This window comes from Pseudomonas sp. BIC9C (genome assembly GCF_034541995.1).
Taxonomy (GTDB): domain Bacteria; phylum Pseudomonadota; class Gammaproteobacteria; order Pseudomonadales; family Pseudomonadaceae; genus Aquipseudomonas; species Aquipseudomonas fluorescens_CC.
Genome location: NZ_JAWDGM010000002.1, coordinates 873,426 through 890,256 on the forward strand (window position 1 = coordinate 873,426; position 16,831 = coordinate 890,256).

Genomic DNA, 16,831 nt, shown 5'->3' on the forward strand with positions numbered 1-16,831 from the left:
CTCGCTCCTACAAGGTCTGTGTTTATTTCAACAAGGATAAAGCCATGTCTGTCGCGGTGATTCAAATGGTCAGCCAGAGCGATGTGCTGGCCAATCTGGCCCAGGCCCGTCGACTACTCGAACAAGCGGCCGCTGGCGGTGCGAAACTGGCGGTATTGCCGGAAAACTTCGCCGCCATGGGCCGGCGTGACATTGCCGACATCGGGCGCGCCGAAGCACTGGGCGAAGGCCCGATCCTGCCTTGGTTGAAACAGACCGCACGCGACCTCAAGTTATGGATAGTGGCCGGCACTTTACCGTTACCGCCGGTGGATCAACCGACGGCCAAAGTGCACGCCTGTTCGTTACTGGTGAACGATCAAGGAGAAACGGTGGCGCGCTACGACAAACTGCACCTGTTCGACGTCGACGTGGCGGACAATCGTGGCCGTTATCGTGAATCCGATGACTATGCTTATGGCAACGGGGTGGTCGTGGCGGACACACCGGTCGGCCGGGTCGGCCTGACCGTCTGCTATGACTTGCGCTTTCCCGAGTTGTACAGCGAACTGCGCGCGGCCGGCGCGGAACTGATTACCGCGCCGTCGGCGTTTACCGCCGTGACCGGCGCCGCGCACTGGGACGTGCTGATTCGCGCGCGGGCCATCGAAACCCAGTGTTATGTGCTCGCGGCTGCCCAGGGCGGGACGCATCCGGGGCCGCGGGAAACATTCGGGCATGCCGCCATCGTCGACCCGTGGGGTCGTGTGCTGGCACAACAGGATCAAGGCGAGGCCGTGCTGCTGGCCAAACGCGACAGCAGCGAACAGGCGTCCATCCGGGCGCGGATGCCGGTGTCCAGTCACCGGCGCTTTTTCTCGCAGGGCGCCCAGCGACCTGCATCAGAACGACGAATTTAAGGCGTAAAGCATATGAGCGAGTTGTTGTCCTCAGTCAGTGAACACCTGTTGGCGCCCGGTGGCGTCACGATCGAAGCCTGCAAGGCGTGCTCGGCGATCTGGCCGGGCCGGGCATCGATGCGGCCGATCTGTATTTCCAGGGGCAGATCTCCGAGTCCTGGGCGCTGGAAGACGGCATCGTCAAGGAAGGCAGCTTCAACCTTGACCAGGGTGTGGGCGTGCGCGCGCAATCGGGGGAAAAAACCGGTTTTGCCTACAGCAATGCCATCACTCTTGAAGCCCTGGGCGCGGCGGCGCGTGCCGCCCGTTCGATTTCCCGGGCCGGGCAGCACGGCACGGTACAGGCATTCACCAGCCAGGACGTTGCGCAGTTGTATGCGCCGGACAATCCCCTGGAGGTGCTGACCCGTGCCGAGAAAGTCGACTTGCTCAAGCGAGTCGACGCTGCGACCCGTGCCCTCGACCCTCGCATCCAGCAGGTCACCGTGAGCATGGCCGGTGTCTGGGAGCGGATTCTGGTGGCTTCCACCGACGGCGGTCTGGCGGCGGATGTGCGGCCGTTGGTGCGTTTCAATGTCAGCGTGATCGTCGAGCAGAACGGTCGCCGCGAGCGCGGCGGTCATGGCGGTGGCGGTCGGACCGATTACCGTTATTTCCTCGGCGAAGACCGTGCCATGGGCTATGCCCGTGAAGCGTTGCGCCAGGCGCTGGTCAACCTTGAAGCGATTCCGGCACCGGCCGGTACCTTGCCGGTGGTGCTCGGTTCCGGCTGGTCGGGCGTGCTGCTGCATGAAGCCGTCGGGCATGGTCTGGAAGGCGATTTCAACCGCAAGGGCAGTTCGGCTTATAGCGGGCGCATGGGCGAGATGGTTGCGTCGAAGCTTTGCACCATTGTCGATGACGGCACCCTGGCCGGTCGTCGCGGCTCGTTGAGCGTCGATGACGAGGGCACGCCGACCGAGTGCACCACGCTGATCGAAAACGGCGTGCTCAAGGGCTACATGCAGGACAAGCTCAATGCCCGTCTGATGGGCGTGGCACGCACCGGTAACGGCCGTCGCGAGTCCTACGCGCACCTGCCGATGCCACGCATGACCAATACCTACATGCTCGCCGGCGAAAGCGACCCGGCGGAAATCATCGCTTCGGTGAAACGCGGCATCTACTGCGCCAACCTGGGGGGCGGTCAGGTGGACATCACCAGCGGCAAGTTCGTGTTTTCCACCAGCGAGGCGTACCTGATCGAGGACGGCAAGATCACTGCACCGGTCAAAGGCGCGACGTTGATCGGCAACGGGCCGGAAGCCATGAGCAAGGTGTCGATGGTCGGTAATGATCTGGCGCTGGACAGCGGTGTGGGCACGTGTGGCAAGGATGGGCAGTCGGTGCCGGTGGGTGTCGGCCAGCCAACGCTGAAGATTGATGCGATCACCGTGGGTGGCACGGGCGCGTAAGCGGTTTTTGAAACAGTGAAGCTTCGGGTGAGTTGCAGGGCAACTCACCCGATCAGGGATTCAACGCAGACCGCGTTGAGTCTCGTCCAGCTCACGGATGTACTTGAAGATTTTACGGCTGGAAGCAGGAGGCTTGTTTTGCGCAACCTCATGCTGGGCCTGACGGATCAGGGAACGCAATTGCTGGCGATCCGCGTCCGGGTATTCGGTGACGAATTTTTCCAGGGTTGCATCGTCGCCACCGATCAGACGATCGCGCCAGCGTTCCAGGTTATGGAAGCGTTCGTTGTATTGACGGGTGGAGGCATCGAGTTGATCGAGCAGAACCAGAATGGCGTCAGTGTCCTGATCGCGCATCAGTTTGCCGATGAACTGAAGGTGCCGTTTACGCGCGATGTTCGCAGTGTGCTTGGGCGCATCGGCCAGAGCCCGGCGCAAACCGTCGGTCAAGGGCAGTTTGGCCAGCAAGTCAGGCTTGAGTGTTGTAAGGCGCTCGCCAAGGTCAACCAGAGCATGCAGCTCGCGTTTGACCTGGGATTTGCTTTTTTCTCCCGTATCGAGGGAGTCGTCGTAAGAATCAACCATGGTGGCAGTCCGCTAAGAAACGCCGCCATGATAACCAGTCGGGGGCCGCTTGTCCGGCCCGGTCGCTCGATGACCGTTACCGAAAGCAGAATTTGAGTGGAGAACAGCATGAGTGCAGTTGAAAGCGTCGGCCCACAAGCGTTGCCGGCACTGCAGGAACAAGTCGAGCAGATCATCGCTGAAGCCAGGCGCCAGGGGGCCAGTGCCTGTGAAGTGGCGGTGTCGCTTGAGCAGGGTTTGTCGACTACGGTGCGCCAGCGTGAAGTCGAAACGGTCGAATTCAACCGCGATCAGGGATTTGGCATCACCTTGTATGTCGGCCAGCGCAAAGGCTCGGCCAGCACTTCGGCCAGCGGTCCGGAAGCGATTCGCGAAACGGTTGCCGCTGCACTGGCCATCGCCAAGCACACTTCGGAAGATGAAGCTTCGGGCCTTGCGGATGCCGCGCTGATGGCGCGGGACATTCAGGATTTCGATCTGTTCCACCAGTGGGACATTACTCCGGAACAAGCCATCGAACAGGCCCTGGCCTGCGAAGCTGCGGCGTTCGCCGCCGACAGCCGTATCAGGAACGCCGACGGCACTACCCTCAGCACCCATCAGGGCTGCCGCGTCTACGGCAACAGCCATGGGTTTATCGGCGGTTACGCATCGACTCGCCACAGCCTGAGCTGCGTGATGATCGCCGAAGCGGACGGCCAGATGCAGCGCGATTACTGGTACGACGTGAACCGCCAGGGCGATCTGCTCGCCGACCCGGTCAGCATCGGCCAGCGCGCTGCGCAACGGGCGGCAAGCCGTCTGGGGGCGCGTCCGGTGCCGACTTGTGAGGTGCCGGTGCTGTTTTCCGCAGAGTTGGCCGGGGGCCTGTTCGGCAGTTTCCTGTCGGCGATTTCCGGCGGCAGCCTTTATCGCAAGTCTTCGTTCCTTGAGGGCACTCTCGGTCAGAAGCTGTTTCCCGAGTGGCTGACCATCGACGAGCGTCCGCACCTGATGCGGGCATTGGGGAGTGCTGCGTTCGATGGCGATGGCCTTGCAACCTATGCCAAACCGTTCGTCGAAAAAGGCGAGTTGGTGTCCTACATCCTCGGCACCTACTCCGGTCGCAAGCTCGGCATGCCGAGCACGGCCAACGCCGGCGGCGTGCACAACCTGTTCGTCACCCATGGCGATGAAGACCAGGCGGCGTTGCTGCGGCGCATGGGACGCGGGCTGTTGGTCACCGAGTTGATGGGCCAGGGGCTGAACATGGTCACCGGCGATTATTCCCGGGGCGCGGCGGGTTACTGGGTCGAGAACGGCGAAATCCAGTTCGCGGTCCAGGAAGTGACCATCGCCGGCAACATGCGCGACATGTTCAAACAGATCGTCGCGGTCGGTAATGATCTCGAACTTCGCAGCAACATCCGCACCGGTTCGGTGCTGATCGAGCGGATGACGGTGGCGGGTAGCTAAGTCTCCCTGTGATACAAAAAGGCGCGCCACCCAATGGGTGGCGCGCCTTTTTTATTGGGGTTGTCCCCTGCCTGCTCGCGAATGCGTCCTCGCTTTCGGCGTCGTCTGACACTTCGCTTTCGCGGGCAGGCTCTCTTGTATGGTAGGGCTTGAAGGGAGGAGGAGGGTCAAGGCGTTCCTGATCGGAGCCGAATCAGGGTTGGTCGAGCCGGTGTTCGCGCTGTTGTGCGCCTGGCGGGTGAGCCTGGCCGAGCGGCTGCTGCCATTGGGGTTGGCGCTGGCGGCGGGGGCGATGTTGCTGGTGGTGACCCACGAAGTCATACCCGAATCGCGCCGTAATGGTCATGACAAGCTTGCCAGCCTAGGTTTGCTGGCAGGATTCTGCTTGATGATGGTGATGGATACGGCGCTGGCCTGAAAAGATCGCAGGCTGCGATCTCTTTATTCGCCTTCGTCGAAGAAGTTGTTGATCAAGGCCACTAGCGCATCCAGCGCTTCCTGTTCCTGCTCGCCTTCCGTGCTCAAGTGGATCGTGGTGCCTTTGCCGGCGGCCAGCATCATCATCGCCATGATGCTTTTGCCATCGACCATGGACTCTGGTGTACGACCGGCGCGGATCTGACACGGGAACTGACCCGCCACTCCAACGAATTTTGCAGAAGCTCGGGCATGCAGGCCCAGCTTGTTGATGATCATGATTTCCAGAGCAGGCATCGCGATGTGAATCCTTTAGCTGAGGTCGCGGTGGCGAACCTGGACGTTCTTCAGGGATTTTTGCAGCGTCTGCCCCAGACGCTCGGTCAGGTAGACGGAGCGGTGATGTCCACCAGTGCAGCCAATGGCAATGGTGACGTAGGCGCGGTTGCTGGCGGCAAAACGAGGCAGCCACTTTAGCAAGTATGTGGAAATGTCCTGGAACATCTCTTCGACATCCGGCTGTGCCGCCAGATATTCGGCAACCGGTTGATCGAGCCCGGACTGCTCGCGCAATTCCGGTTTCCAGTAAGGGTTTGGCAGGCAACGCACATCGAACACCAGGTCGGCGTCCACCGGCATGCCGCGTTTGAACCCGAAGGATTCCACCAGGAACGCAGTGCCGGGTTCCGGTTGATTCAACAGGCGTAGTTTGATGGCATCGCGCAGTTGATACAGGTTCAGGCTGGTAGTGTTGATCTTGAGATCGGCGAGGTCGGCAATCGGCCCGAGCAGGACGCTCTCGACGCTGATGGCTTCGGCCAGCGAGCGGTTGGCGTTGGTCAGGGGGTGGCGCCGGCGGGTTTCCGAGAAGCGCTTGAGCAGTGTTTCTTCGTCGGCGTCCAGGTACAGGACATCGCACTGGATGTGGCGGCTGCGGACTTCTTCGAGCAGGTCGGGGAAGCGTGACAGGTGGCTGGGCAGGTTGCGGGCGTCAATGGAAACGGCGACCAGCGGCTGCATCAACTCGGTATGAATCAGCGCTCGTTCTGCCAGTTCCGGCAGCAGGCCGGCAGGCAGGTTGTCGATGCAGTAGTACCCGTTGTCCTCAAGGACGTCGAGGGCGGTGCTTTTACCTGAGCCGGAGCGGCCACTGACGATGATCAAGCGCATGATTACTGACCGTTTTGCTCGTCCAGGACAACCTGATACAGGGCTTCATTGCTCGGAGCGCTGCGCAGTTTGTCGCGCACGTCCTTGCGATCGAGCATGCTGGCGATCTGTCGCAGCAGCTCAAGGTGCGCATCGGTAGCGGCTTCCGGGACCAGCAATACGAACAGCAGGTCAACCGGCGCGCCGTCGATGGCGTCGAAATCGATAGGGGCATCCAGGTGCATCAATGCACTGATGGGCGAAACACAGCCCTTGAGACGGCAATGTGGAATGGCGATGCCGTTGCCAAAACCGGTGGAGCCGAGTTTTTCACGGGCAATCAGCGCCTCGAAGACATCTTGCATCTCCAGAGCCGGCACTTCGCGGGCGATCAGATTGGCAATTTGTTCGAGGGCTTTCTTTTTACTGCCACCCGGCACGTTCACCAGGGAACGGCCGGGGGTCAGGATACTTTCAAGTCGGATCATGGGTTGGGAGTGTTAACGACCGGTTGCGCCCTGAAGGAGGCTCTGGGTCTTTTCCTTATGCTTTTTGAGTTGTTTATCCAGCTTGTCGGTGAGTGCATCGATCGCAGCGTACATATCGGTATGCTCCGCGTTTGCGACCACTTCATTCCCGGGAATATGCAGCGTGGCTTCGATTTTCTGCTTCAACTTTTCGACGGTCATCGTGACCTGCACGTTAGTGATCTTGTCGAAGTGTCGCTCCAATCGTTCGAGTTTTTCGCCGATGTAGGAGCGGAGAGGTTCGGTCACTTCCAGTTGGTGTCCACTGATGTTGACTTGCATACAGCTTCTCCTTCGTTGCCAGTGCATAAAGCGGTAGACCAGATGATCTACCACTGGAACGCTGTGGCGTGGCCCTACATCAACCGCTTGCGTTCGCTCGAAGGCGCGATCCCGAGGGATTCGCGGTACTTGGCGACGGTGCGGCGGGCCACCTGAATGCCTTGTGCCTCCAGTAAACCAGCGATCTTGCTGTCACTCAACGGCTTTTTCTGATTTTCCGCGGCAACCAGTTTTTTGATGATCGCCCGGATCGCCGTGGACGAGCATTCACCGCCTTCGGAGGTGCTTACGTGACTTGAGAAAAAGTATTTCAGTTCATAAATGCCCCGGGGGGTATGCATGAACTTCTGAGTGGTTACCCGTGAAATCGTCGATTCATGCATGCCGACCGCTTCGGCGATGTCATGCAGGACCAGCGGCTTCATGGCTTCGTCGCCATACTCCAGGAAGCCGCGCTGATGCTCGACGATCTGGGTGGCTACTTTCATCAGGGTTTCGTTGCGGCTTTGCAGGCTCTTGATGAACCAGCGGGCCTCCTGCAACTGATTGCGCATGAACGTGTTATCGGCGCTGGTGTCGGCGCGGCGTACGAAACCGGCGTACTGGGCGTTGACCCGCAGCCGTGGCACCGACTCCTGGTTCAGCTCCACCAGCCAGCGTTCGTTGTCCTTGCGCACGATAACGTCAGGAACGACGTACTCGGCTTCGGTGGACTCGATCTGCGAGCCTGGGCGCGGGTTGAGGCTCTGGACCAGTTCGATGACCTGGCGCAGCTCGTCTTCCTTGAGCTTCATGCGGCGCATCAGCTGGCTGTAGTCGCGGCTGCCAAGCAGGTCGATGTAATCGGTGACCAGGCGCTTGGCCTCGGCCAGCCAAGGGGTCTTGGCTGGCAACTGGCGCAATTGCAGCAGCAGGCATTCGCCCAGGTTGCGGGCGCCGATGCCGGCGGGCTCGAATTGCTGGATGCGGTGCAGGACGGCTTCGATTTCGTCCAGTTCGATGTCCAACTCCGGATCGAAGGCTTCGAGGATCTCCTCGAGGGTTTCGTCCAGATAGCCCTGATTGTTGATGCAATCGATCAGGGTCACGGCGATCAGGCGATCGGTGTCGGACATCGGAGCCAGGTTCAGTTGCCACAGCAAGTGGCTTTGCAGGCTTTCGCCGGCCGAGGTGCGGGTGGTGAAGTCCCACTCGTCGTCATCGTTGCTGGGCAGGCTGCTGGCGCTGGTCTGGTAAACGTCTTCCCACGCGGTGTCGACGGGGAGATCGTTGGGGATGCGCTCGTTCCAGTCGCCTTCATCGAGGTTATCAACCGTCGGGGCGCTTTCCTGGTAGGAGGGTTCCTGGATGTCAGTGTTGGGCTTTTGTTCGGCGTTGTCGGCCAAGGGGTCGGAATTGTCGAAGTCGTCGCCTTCTTCCTGGCGTTCGAGCATCGGATTGGACTCCAGGGCCTCCTGGATTTCCTGTTGCAGGTCCAGGGTCGACAATTGGAGCAGGCGGATGGCCTGTTGCAGCTGCGGTGTCATCGTCAGCTGCTGGCCCATTCTCAAGACTAGCGATGGTTTCATGGCTGGGGCTTAACACCTTATTCGCCGGCGCACATGCGCCATCCACTACGGGGCGCCGGAGCGCCAAACATAAGCAAATTATATGCCCGAAACCGTAGCGTTTGCCTAGAGCGCTGTAACAATAAAAAAGTGTTGATTTTTTATCGGGACAAGCGCTCGGACGACCTGCCAGATACCTCTGCCTTTACAGGCGGAACTCATGGCCCAGGTACACTTCCTTGACCAGGTTGTTGGCCAGGATGGTCTCTGCGTCACCTTCGGCAATCAGTTGGCCGTCATTGACGATATAGGCGGTTTCACAGATATCCAGGGTTTCACGAACGTTGTGGTCCGTGATCAGCACGCCAATGCCCTTGGCCTTGAGGTGGTAGATGATCTGCTTGATGTCCCCGACCGAAATCGGGTCCACGCCGGCAAAGGGTTCGTCGAGGAGGATGAATTTCGGGTTGGTGGCCAGGGCGCGGGCGATTTCCACGCGACGGCGCTCACCACCGGACAGGCTCATGCCGAGGTTGTCGCGGATGTGGCTGATGTGGAATTCCTGCAGCAGGCTTTCCAGCTCCTTGCGACGGCCGGCCTTGTCGAGTTCCTTGCGGGTCTCGAGGATGGCCATGATGTTGTCGGCCACCGACAGTTTGCGGAAGATCGACGCTTCTTGCGGCAGATAGCCGATACCGGCTTTGGCGCGACCGTGCATGGGCTGGTGGCTGACGTCCAGGTCGTCGATCAGGACGCGACCCTGATCGGCCTGGACCAGGCCGACAATCATGTAGAAGCACGTCGTCTTGCCGGCGCCATTGGGGCCGAGCAGGCCTACGATCTGTCCGCTGTCGATCGACAGGCTGACATCGCGCACGACCTGGCGGCTTTTATAGGCCTTGGCCAGATGCTGAGCTTTCAGAGTTGCCATTACTGGGTTTTCTCTTCGTTTTTCTTCTTCGGCTGGATCACCATGTCGATACGCGGGCGTGCCTCGGTGACCTTGCTGCCCGTGGCGCGACCGGCGCTGGCGAGCTTCTTGACTGTGTCGTAGACGATTTTTTCGCCTTGGGTGACGTTGTTGTCCTTGTCGACAACTTTGGCCTTGTCGATCAGTACGACGCGGTTTTGCGCGGCGTGATACTGGATCGTCACGCCCCAGCCCTGAACGGGCTTGGTATCGCCAGCCGTTTGCAACTGCTCGAAGTACGCCAGGTTGCCCACCGAGGTCACTACGTCGATGTCGCCAGTCGGGGTGCGGGTGATGGTCACAGTGTTGCCTGTCACCTTCATCGAGCCTTGGGTGATGATCACGTCACCCTTATAGGTAGCAATACCTTGCTTGTCGTCCAGTTGGGCATCGTCGGCCTGAATGCGGATAGGCTGCTGTTGATCTTCCGGCAGAGCCCAGGCGCTCACGCTTCCCAGTGCTGCGCCCAGACTGAGCAAAATCGGGAGGGTTTTAACGAGCCTCATACTGTCCTCTTACGTTCGATAGCAGGTGTATCCTGCTTTCTTTCAAATACGCTTTCATTCCCTTGCCAGTCGATACACCGCCAGCGCCGTCGATTCTAACGTCTTGCTCGGTCTGCGCATATTGCTGCTGCGGGAACACAGTCATGCGGGTGCTGGTGATCAGGGTTTTACGGTTTTTCTCATCGAAGCGCGTGATGCGCACGTCATCGATCAGTTCGACCTGTGTGCCGTCAGGGTTGACCTCGCCCTGCAGACTCTGGACGTGCCAAGGGTATTCAGTGCCGCGGAACACATTCAGGTCGGGGTTGGTCAGCAATGTCACCTCGGTCGCTTTCAGATGCTCGACCTTGTCGGATACCAGATCATATTGCAGCTTGCCGTCGGGCAGGTACTGCACGCTGTGGGCGTTGATGGCGTAATAGTCGATCGCGCTTTCATCGATCGGCGTTACCGGCTTGTCGAGGAAGCGTTCCGGGCTGATGTTCCAGTAGCCAGCCGCGGCGAATATCGCCGCGATGCAACTGAACAATAGGGTGTTGCGAAACTTTTTGCTCAGCATAGTGGGCTCACAGGTACGCCGCATTGGCCGCATCGAGGCGGTCCTGGGCGCGCAGGATCAATTCGCAGAATTCGCGAGCGGCACCTTCGCCGCCACGGGCGAGGGTGATGCCGTGAGCGTGTTCACGCACGAAACTGGCCGCATTGGCCACCGCCATGCCCAGGCCGACACGGCGAATCACCGGCAGGTCCGGCAGGTCGTCGCCAAGGTAGGCCACCTGTTCATAGCTCAGGTTCAGTTGGGCCAGTAGCTCGTCGAGTACCACCAGTTTGTCTTCGCGCCCCTGATAGAGATGCGGGATGCCGAGGTTCTTCGCTCGTCGCTCGACCACCGGGGTCTTGCGACCACTGATGATAGCGGTTTGCACGCCGGCGGCCATCAGCATCTTGATGCCCTGGCCATCGAGTGTGTTGAACGTCTTGAATTCGCTGCCGTCTTCGAGGAAGTACAGGCGTCCATCGGTGAGCACGCCATCGACATCGAACACCGCCAGTTTGATCTGTTTGCCACGTTGCAACAGGTCCGCACTCATTACATTACTCCTGCACGCAGCAAGTCGTGCATGTTCAAGGCGCCGACCGGGCGGTCTTCTCGGTCGACCACGACCAGTGCGTTGATTTTATGGTCTTCCATGATTTTCAGTGCTTCGGCGGCGAGCATCTCGGTGCGTGCGGTCTTGCCATGGGCCGTCATGACCTGGTCGATGATAGCGCTGTGGATATCGATGCTGCGGTCCAGTGTGCGGCGCAAATCACCGTCGGTGAAGATCCCGGCCAGTTTGCCGTCGGATTCCAGAATGACGGTCATGCCCAGGCCCTTGCGGGTCATTTCCATCAGGGCATCCTTGAGCAGGGTGCCGCGCTGGACCTGCGGCAGTTCCTGGCCTGCGTGCATGACATTCTCCACTTTCAGCAACAGGCGTCGGCCCAGGGCGCCGCCAGGATGGGAAAAGGCGAAGTCTTCGGCGGTAAATCCGCGGGCTTCCAGCAGCGCGACTGCCAGGGCATCGCCCATGACCAGGGCGGCGGTGGTCGACGAAGTGGGTGCCAGGTTCAACGGGCAGGCTTCGTGTTCGACGTGAACATTCAGGTTGACTTCGGCGGCCTTGGCCAGCGGCGAGTCAGGGTTGCCGGTCACGCTGATCATCTGAATGCCCAGGCGCTTGATCAGTGGCAGCAGGGTAACGATTTCATTGGTGGAGCCGGAATTCGAGAGCGCCAGTATGATGTCGTCGCGGGTAATCATGCCCATGTCACCATGGCTGGCTTCAGCCGGGTGCACAAAAAAAGCCGTGGTGCCGGTGCTGGCCAGGGTCGCGGCGATCTTGTTGCCAATGTGCCCCGACTTGCCCATGCCGACCACGACCACGCGGCCTTTGCTGGCCAGAATCATCTCGCAAGCGCGTACGAAATCTGCGTCGATCTGGGGTAGCAGGCCTTGCACGGCTTCTACTTCGAGGCGGATGGTGCGTTGTGCTGATTGAATCAGGTCGCTGGATTGGCTCATGTCAGAAATCGTATAGCCTGATGAAAAGGCGGCGATTATAGCGGTTATGATTGAATCCCTCACGCAAGTTCGTCGCGCATTGTTATTTCCGGTCACCGGAAACCTTCTAAATGGGGCTTTCAAGCGGTCATGGGGTTGAACTTGGCTCGGCTTTGGCCTTGGGCGCGTACCCTTTGCAGTGATATAGTTCGCCGCCAGTTCGGCCTGCCCGGGAGGTATGTGCTTTCGTGAGAAAGCCAGGCGTCCGAGTGAGAGGCTGCATCGCAAGGAGTTTAGATGAGTGCCGATAACGCCTACGCGGTCGAGCTGAAGGGACTGTCCTTCAAGCGCGGTGCGCGCAGCATTTTCAATAATGTCGATATCCGTATCCCGCGCGGCAAGGTCACCGGCATCATGGGGCCTTCCGGGTGTGGCAAGACCACGCTTTTGCGCCTGATGGGCGCCCAGCTGCGGCCCACCAAGGGCGAAGTCTGGGTCAACGGTCAGAATCTGCCCAAACTGTCGCGCAGCGACCTGTTCGATGCGCGCAAGCATATGGGCGTGCTTTTTCAGAGCGGCGCACTGTTTACCGACCTCGATGTGTTCGAGAACGTCGCTTTTCCGTTACGGGTTCATACGCAACTGCCGGATGAAATGATCCGCGACATCGTCCTGCTCAAACTGCAGGCCGTGGGCTTGCGCGGTGCCATCGATCTGATGCCCGACGAGCTTTCCGGCGGCATGAAGCGCCGTGTCGCGCTGGCCCGGGCGATTGCGCTCGACCCACAGATCCTCATGTACGACGAGCCCTTTGTCGGCCAGGATCCTATCGCAATGGGCGTTCTGGTGCGCCTCATTCGTCTGCTCAACGATGCGCTGGGCATCACCAGCATCGTGGTATCCCACGACCTGGCCGAGACGGCGAGCATTGCCGATTACATTTATGTAGTGGGCGATGGTCAGGTGTTGGGGCAGGGGACGCCGGACGAGTTGATGAACTCGGATGAACCGCGCATTCGTCAGTTCATGACTGGCGAACCCGACGGCCCGGTTCCGTACCACTTTCCAGCGACGGATTACCGCGCAGATCTTCTGGGGAAGCGCTGATGCGCAGAATTTCATTGATAGAACGCGTTCGCCGCTTCGGCCAGGCCGGCATCGATGCGCTGGCGGTGTTCGGGCGTTCGAGCTTGTTCCTGTTCCATGCCTTGCTGGGGCGGGGCGGTATCGGCGGCGGCTTCGGGCTGCTGGTCAAGCAGCTGCATTCGGTGGGCGTGATGTCCCTGGTGATCATCGTGGTCTCCGGGGTGTTCATCGGCATGGTGCTGGCGCTTCAGGGCTTCAACATTCTTTCCAGCTATGGTTCGGAGCAGGCTGTCGGGCAGATGGTTGCCCTGACGCTGCTGCGTGAGCTGGGGCCGGTGGTGACTGCCTTGCTGTTCGCCGGGCGCGCCGGTTCGGCGTTGACCGCCGAAATCGGCAACATGAAGTCCACCGAGCAACTGTCCAGTCTGGAAATGATCGGGGTTGACCCGCTCAAGTACATCATCGCGCCACGCTTGTGGGCCGGGTTCATTTCCCTGCCGGTGCTGGCGATGATTTTCAGCGTGGTGGGTATCTGGGGCGGCTCGTGGGTGGCTGTCGACTGGCTGGGGGTCTATGAAGGTTCCTACTGGTCGAACATGCAGAACAGCGTGACGTTCTCCGATGATGTGCTCAACGGGATCATCAAAAGTATCGTCTTTGCCTTTGTCGTGACCTGGATCGCCGTATTCCAAGGCTATGACTGCGAGCCCACTTCCGAGGGGATCAGTCGTGCCACTACCAAGACCGTTGTATATGCCTCGTTGGCAGTACTCGGCCTGGACTTTATTCTGACCGCCTTGATGTTTGGAGATTTCTGATGCAAAACCGCACCCTGGAAATCGGTGTCGGCCTTTTCTTGCTGGCTGGCATCCTGGCTTTGCTCTTGTTGGCGTTGCGGGTCAGCGGCCTGTCCCCGACTCCGAGCACCGACACGTATAAACTTTACGCCTACTTCGACAATATCGCCGGTTTGACTGTCAGAGCAAAGGTGACCATGGCCGGTGTGACCATCGGCAAGGTCACGGCCATCGATCTGGATCGCGACAGTTTCACTGGTCGGGTGACCATGCAGCTGGAAAAACGCATCGATAACCTGCCAGCGGACTCTACTGCATCTATCCTGACCGCTGGCCTGTTGGGCGAGAAGTACATCGGTATCAGCGTGGGCGGGGAAGACACCCTGCTCAAGGATGGTGGAACCATCCATGACACGCAGTCATCGCTGGTGCTTGAAGACCTGATCGGTAAATTCCTGCTCAATACCGTTAGCAAAGAAGCTAAATGAGGAACTGTTAAATGATCTCTATCTTGCGACGTGGCCTGTTGGTAATGCTCGCGGTGTTTCCGTTGGTGTCCAATGCCGTAGCGGCGCCTTCGGCGCACGAGCTGGTGCAGGACACAACCAATCGTATGCTCGCGGATCTGGCGGCAAACAAAGAGAAATACAAGAAGGACCCGCAGGACTTCTATACGGCGCTGGACACCATCGTCGGGCCGGTTGTGGATGCCGAGGGTATTTCCAAGAGCATCATGACGGTCAAATACTCGAAGAAAGCTACGCCTGCGCAGATGAAGACCTTCGAAGAAAACTTCAAGAAGGGTCTGTTCCAGTTCTATGGCAACGCCTTGCTGGAGTACAACAACCAGGGGATCACCGTTGAACCGGCCAAAGACGAGTCGGGTGACCGTACCAGCGTTGGCATGACGGTCAAGGGCAGCAGCGGCGCGATCTATCCTGTGTCCTACACGCTGGAAAAGATCAACGGCGAGTGGAAGCTGCGTAACGTCATCATCAACGGCATCAACATCGGCAAGCTGTTCCGCGATCAGTTCGCCGATGCGATGCAGCGTAATGGCAACGACCTGGACAAGACCATCAACGGTTGGGCCGGGGAAGTCGCGAAGGCCAAGGAAGCCACCGACAAGAAACCGGAGCAGTCAGCCCAATGAGTGAGTCGGCAGTCCTGATGGACGAAGCGGGCGAGTTGCGACTCAGCGGCGTGCTGGATTACCGCACTGGCCCTGGCCTGCGCGAGCAGGGTAAAGCGCTGATCAAGGCCAGCAAGGCCGCGGCGCTGGTGGTCGATTGCTCGGCGGTGTCCAAGTCCAGCAGTGTCGGTTTGTCGTTGCTGCTGTGCTTCATCCGCGATGCGCAGGCGGCCGGCAAGGCCCTGAGCATCCGTGGGATGCCGGAAGACATGCGTGAAATCGCTCAGGTCAGCGAGCTGACCGAGCTGTTGGCGCACCCCTAACTCGCATCTATAAAGAAGCCCCCCGTCTGAGTCCTGCTTGGCGGGGTTCGCAGGCGCGGGGCTTTTTTGTATGATGTCCGACCCGCGCGCACAGGGCGCCGATTGAGGTTGAGCATGCAGGCCGTAGAAGTTAAGAGCTTCCTTGAAGGAAAGCTGCCCGGAACGAAAGTAGAAGTCGAGGGCGAAGGCTGCAATTTCCAGCTGAACGTGATTAGCGATGAACTGGCGGCATTGAGCCCGGTCAAGCGTCAGCAGCAGGTCTATGCCCATTTGAACCCGTGGATCGTCGATGGCAGCATCCATGCGGTCACTATGAAATTTTTCAGCAGCGCGGCCTGGGCCGAGCGCACCTGAGCCCAAGGGCGTCGAGATTCTTATGGATAAATTGATTATTACCGGTGGCGCTCGTCTTGATGGCGAGATCCGCATTTCCGGGGCAAAGAACTCTGCCCTGCCGATCCTGGCTGCCACCCTGCTGTGCGATGGTCCGGTGACCGTGGCCAACCTGCCGCACCTGCACGACATCACCACCATGATCGAGTTGTTCGGTCGCATGGGCATCGAGCCGGTGATCGACGAGAAACTCAGCGTCGAGATCGACCCGCGCACCATCAAGACTCTGGTTGCACCGTACGAACTGGTCAAGACCATGCGTGCGTCGATCCTGGTGCTGGGCCCGATGGTTGCCCGTTTCGGTGAAGCCGAAGTCGCCTTGCCAGGTGGTTGCGCCATCGGTTCGCGTCCGGTTGACCTGCACATCCGTGGCCTGGAAGCCATGGGCGCAGTCATTGACGTCGAGGGCGGCTACATCAAGGCCAAGGCGCCTGAAGGCGGCCTGCGCGGTGCGCACTTCTTCTTCGATACCGTCAGTGTGACCGGTACCGAAAACATCATGATGGCCGCTGCCCTGGCCAAAGGCCGCAGCGTCCTGCAAAACGCCGCTCGCGAGCCTGAAGTGGTCGACCTGGCGAACTTCCTGAACGCCATGGGCGCCAAGGTTTCCGGCGCCGGTACCGATACCATCACCATCGATGGCGTCGAGCGTCTGCACACCACCACTTATAAAGTGATGCCCGACCGTATCGAAACCGGCACCTATCTGGTGGCGGCAGCCGTGACCGGTGGCCGCGTGAAGGTCAAGGATACGGATCCGACCATCCTCGAAGCCGTTCTGGAAAAACTCCGCGAGTCCGGTGCCGAAATCACCTCCGGCGAAGACTGGATCGAGCTGAACATGCATGGCAAGCGGCCTAAGGCCGTCAACGTGCGGACTGCTCCGTACCCGGCGTTCCCGACCGACATGCAGGCGCAGTTCATCTCCCTCAACGCCATTGCCGAAGGCACTGGCGCTGTGATCGAGACGATCTTCGAAAACCGTTTCATGCACGTCTACGAACTGCACCGCATGGGCGCCAAGATTCAGGTCGAGGGCAACACGGCAATCGTCACCGGTACCGAAAAGCTCAAGGGCGCGCCAGTCATGGCGACCGACCTGCGTGCTTCGGCCAGCCTGGTGATCTCGGCCCTGGTCGCCGAAGGCGACACGCTGATCGATCGCATCTACCACATAGATCGTGGCTACGAGTGCATCGAAGAAAAACTGCAGATGCTGGGCGCCAGGATCCGTCGCGTTCCGGGCTAGTTTCTGCTGCATGGGC

Annotated in this window: 20 protein-coding genes and 2 pseudogenes; 11 read left to right on the forward strand and 11 right to left on the reverse strand. The window is 59.7% G+C overall.

What is annotated here, in order from left to right; all coding sequences use genetic code 11:
- The first annotated feature begins 44 nt into the window (after positions 1-44).
- Positions 45-899, forward strand: coding sequence for a carbon-nitrogen hydrolase family protein (locus tag RS887_RS13875; RefSeq protein WP_322615809.1), 855 nt, complete (start codon positions 45-47; stop codon positions 897-899).
- A gap of 12 nt (positions 900-911) precedes the next feature.
- Positions 912-2,353, forward strand: a pseudogene (gene tldD / locus RS887_RS13880) (metalloprotease TldD).
- A 60-nt stretch (positions 2,354-2,413) separates the two neighbouring features.
- On the opposite strand, the gene yjgA reads toward tldD, so the two are convergent.
- Positions 2,414-2,938, reverse strand: coding sequence for a ribosome biogenesis factor YjgA (gene yjgA / locus RS887_RS13885; protein WP_085714545.1), 525 nt, complete (start codon positions 2,936-2,938; stop codon positions 2,414-2,416).
- 108 nt (positions 2,939-3,046) lie between these two features.
- Between yjgA and pmbA the strand changes: the two genes are divergently transcribed.
- Positions 3,047-4,393 carry a metalloprotease PmbA gene (gene pmbA / locus RS887_RS13890; protein WP_322615810.1) on the forward strand — a complete coding sequence of 449 codons (1,347 nt, stop codon included), beginning with the start codon at positions 3,047-3,049 and terminating at the stop codon, positions 4,391-4,393.
- 154 nt (positions 4,394-4,547) lie between these two features.
- Positions 4,548-4,811 (forward strand): annotated as a pseudogene (locus RS887_RS13895) (ZIP family metal transporter); the annotation flags it as partial.
- A 23-nt stretch (positions 4,812-4,834) separates the two neighbouring features.
- On the opposite strand, the gene RS887_RS13900 reads toward RS887_RS13895, so the two are convergent.
- The 10 genes from RS887_RS13900 to RS887_RS13945 form a co-directional block, all read right to left on the reverse strand.
- Positions 4,835-5,107 (reverse strand): HPr family phosphocarrier protein, encoded by a 273-nt coding sequence (locus RS887_RS13900; RefSeq protein ID WP_322615811.1) that lies wholly within the window; start codon positions 5,105-5,107, stop codon positions 4,835-4,837.
- A 15-nt stretch (positions 5,108-5,122) separates the two neighbouring features.
- The gene (gene rapZ, locus RS887_RS13905; RefSeq protein ID WP_057398881.1) at positions 5,123-5,980 is read right to left on the reverse strand and encodes an RNase adapter RapZ; all 858 of its coding nucleotides are present in this window, start codon (positions 5,978-5,980) and stop codon (positions 5,123-5,125) included.
- Positions 5,981-5,982: 2 nt separating this feature from the next.
- Positions 5,983-6,447: a PTS IIA-like nitrogen regulatory protein PtsN gene (ptsN, locus tag RS887_RS13910; protein ID WP_085714549.1), complete on the reverse strand. Its 465-nt coding sequence runs from the start codon at positions 6,445-6,447 to the stop codon at positions 5,983-5,985.
- 12 nt (positions 6,448-6,459) lie between these two features.
- A complete protein-coding gene (gene hpf / locus RS887_RS13915) occupies positions 6,460-6,768 on the reverse strand; it encodes a ribosome hibernation-promoting factor, HPF/YfiA family (protein WP_008018717.1) in 309 nt (102 codons plus the stop codon).
- 74 nt (positions 6,769-6,842) lie between these two features.
- Positions 6,843-8,336, reverse strand: coding sequence for an RNA polymerase factor sigma-54 (locus RS887_RS13920; RefSeq protein WP_322615812.1), 1,494 nt, complete (start codon positions 8,334-8,336; stop codon positions 6,843-6,845).
- Between the two features lie 184 nt (positions 8,337-8,520).
- On the reverse strand, positions 8,521-9,246 hold the full coding sequence (gene lptB, locus RS887_RS13925) for an LPS export ABC transporter ATP-binding protein (protein WP_008018715.1): 726 nt from the start codon (positions 9,244-9,246) through the stop codon (positions 8,521-8,523).
- Complete coding sequence (gene lptA, locus RS887_RS13930) at positions 9,246-9,791, reverse strand: lipopolysaccharide transport periplasmic protein LptA (RefSeq protein WP_322615813.1); 546 nt, start codon at positions 9,789-9,791, stop codon at positions 9,246-9,248. Before lptA ends, lptB begins: the two co-directional genes overlap by 1 nt.
- Positions 9,778-10,350 (reverse strand): LPS export ABC transporter periplasmic protein LptC, encoded by a 573-nt coding sequence (lptC, locus tag RS887_RS13935; protein ID WP_322615814.1) that lies wholly within the window; start codon positions 10,348-10,350, stop codon positions 9,778-9,780. Before lptC ends, lptA begins: the two co-directional genes overlap by 14 nt.
- Before the next feature lie 7 nt (positions 10,351-10,357).
- The gene (locus RS887_RS13940) at positions 10,358-10,882 is read right to left on the reverse strand and encodes a KdsC family phosphatase (protein WP_008018712.1); all 525 of its coding nucleotides are present in this window, start codon (positions 10,880-10,882) and stop codon (positions 10,358-10,360) included.
- Positions 10,882-11,856 carry a KpsF/GutQ family sugar-phosphate isomerase gene (locus RS887_RS13945; protein ID WP_322615815.1) on the reverse strand — a complete coding sequence of 325 codons (975 nt, stop codon included), beginning with the start codon at positions 11,854-11,856 and terminating at the stop codon, positions 10,882-10,884. The genes RS887_RS13940 and RS887_RS13945 overlap by 1 nt, the downstream gene beginning before the upstream one ends.
- A gap of 276 nt (positions 11,857-12,132) precedes the next feature.
- On the opposite strand from RS887_RS13945, the gene RS887_RS13950 reads away from it, so the two are divergent.
- The 7 genes from RS887_RS13950 (at position 12,133) to murA (ending at position 16,815) form a co-directional block, all read left to right on the forward strand.
- Positions 12,133-12,942 carry an ATP-binding cassette domain-containing protein gene (locus tag RS887_RS13950; RefSeq protein WP_008018709.1) on the forward strand — a complete coding sequence of 270 codons (810 nt, stop codon included), beginning with the start codon at positions 12,133-12,135 and terminating at the stop codon, positions 12,940-12,942.
- The gene (gene mlaE / locus RS887_RS13955) at positions 12,942-13,739 is read left to right on the forward strand and encodes a lipid asymmetry maintenance ABC transporter permease subunit MlaE (protein ID WP_085714555.1); all 798 of its coding nucleotides are present in this window, start codon (positions 12,942-12,944) and stop codon (positions 13,737-13,739) included. Before RS887_RS13950 ends, mlaE begins: the two co-directional genes overlap by 1 nt.
- On the forward strand, positions 13,739-14,206 hold the full coding sequence (gene mlaD, locus RS887_RS13960; protein WP_007970271.1) for an outer membrane lipid asymmetry maintenance protein MlaD: 468 nt from the start codon (positions 13,739-13,741) through the stop codon (positions 14,204-14,206). The genes mlaE and mlaD overlap by 1 nt, the downstream gene beginning before the upstream one ends.
- An 11-nt stretch (positions 14,207-14,217) precedes the next feature.
- On the forward strand, positions 14,218-14,871 hold the full coding sequence (locus tag RS887_RS13965) for an ABC transporter substrate-binding protein (RefSeq protein WP_322615816.1): 654 nt from the start codon (positions 14,218-14,220) through the stop codon (positions 14,869-14,871).
- A complete protein-coding gene (locus tag RS887_RS13970; RefSeq protein ID WP_322615817.1) occupies positions 14,868-15,173 on the forward strand; it encodes an STAS domain-containing protein in 306 nt (101 codons plus the stop codon). The genes RS887_RS13965 and RS887_RS13970 overlap by 4 nt, the downstream gene beginning before the upstream one ends.
- Positions 15,174-15,287: 114 nt before the next feature.
- Positions 15,288-15,527 (forward strand): BolA family protein, encoded by a 240-nt coding sequence (locus RS887_RS13975; RefSeq protein ID WP_111280923.1) that lies wholly within the window; start codon positions 15,288-15,290, stop codon positions 15,525-15,527.
- 22 nt (positions 15,528-15,549) lie between these two features.
- The gene (gene murA / locus RS887_RS13980; RefSeq protein WP_322615818.1) at positions 15,550-16,815 is read left to right on the forward strand and encodes a UDP-N-acetylglucosamine 1-carboxyvinyltransferase; all 1,266 of its coding nucleotides are present in this window, start codon (positions 15,550-15,552) and stop codon (positions 16,813-16,815) included.
- Positions 16,816-16,831 lie beyond the last annotated feature (16 nt).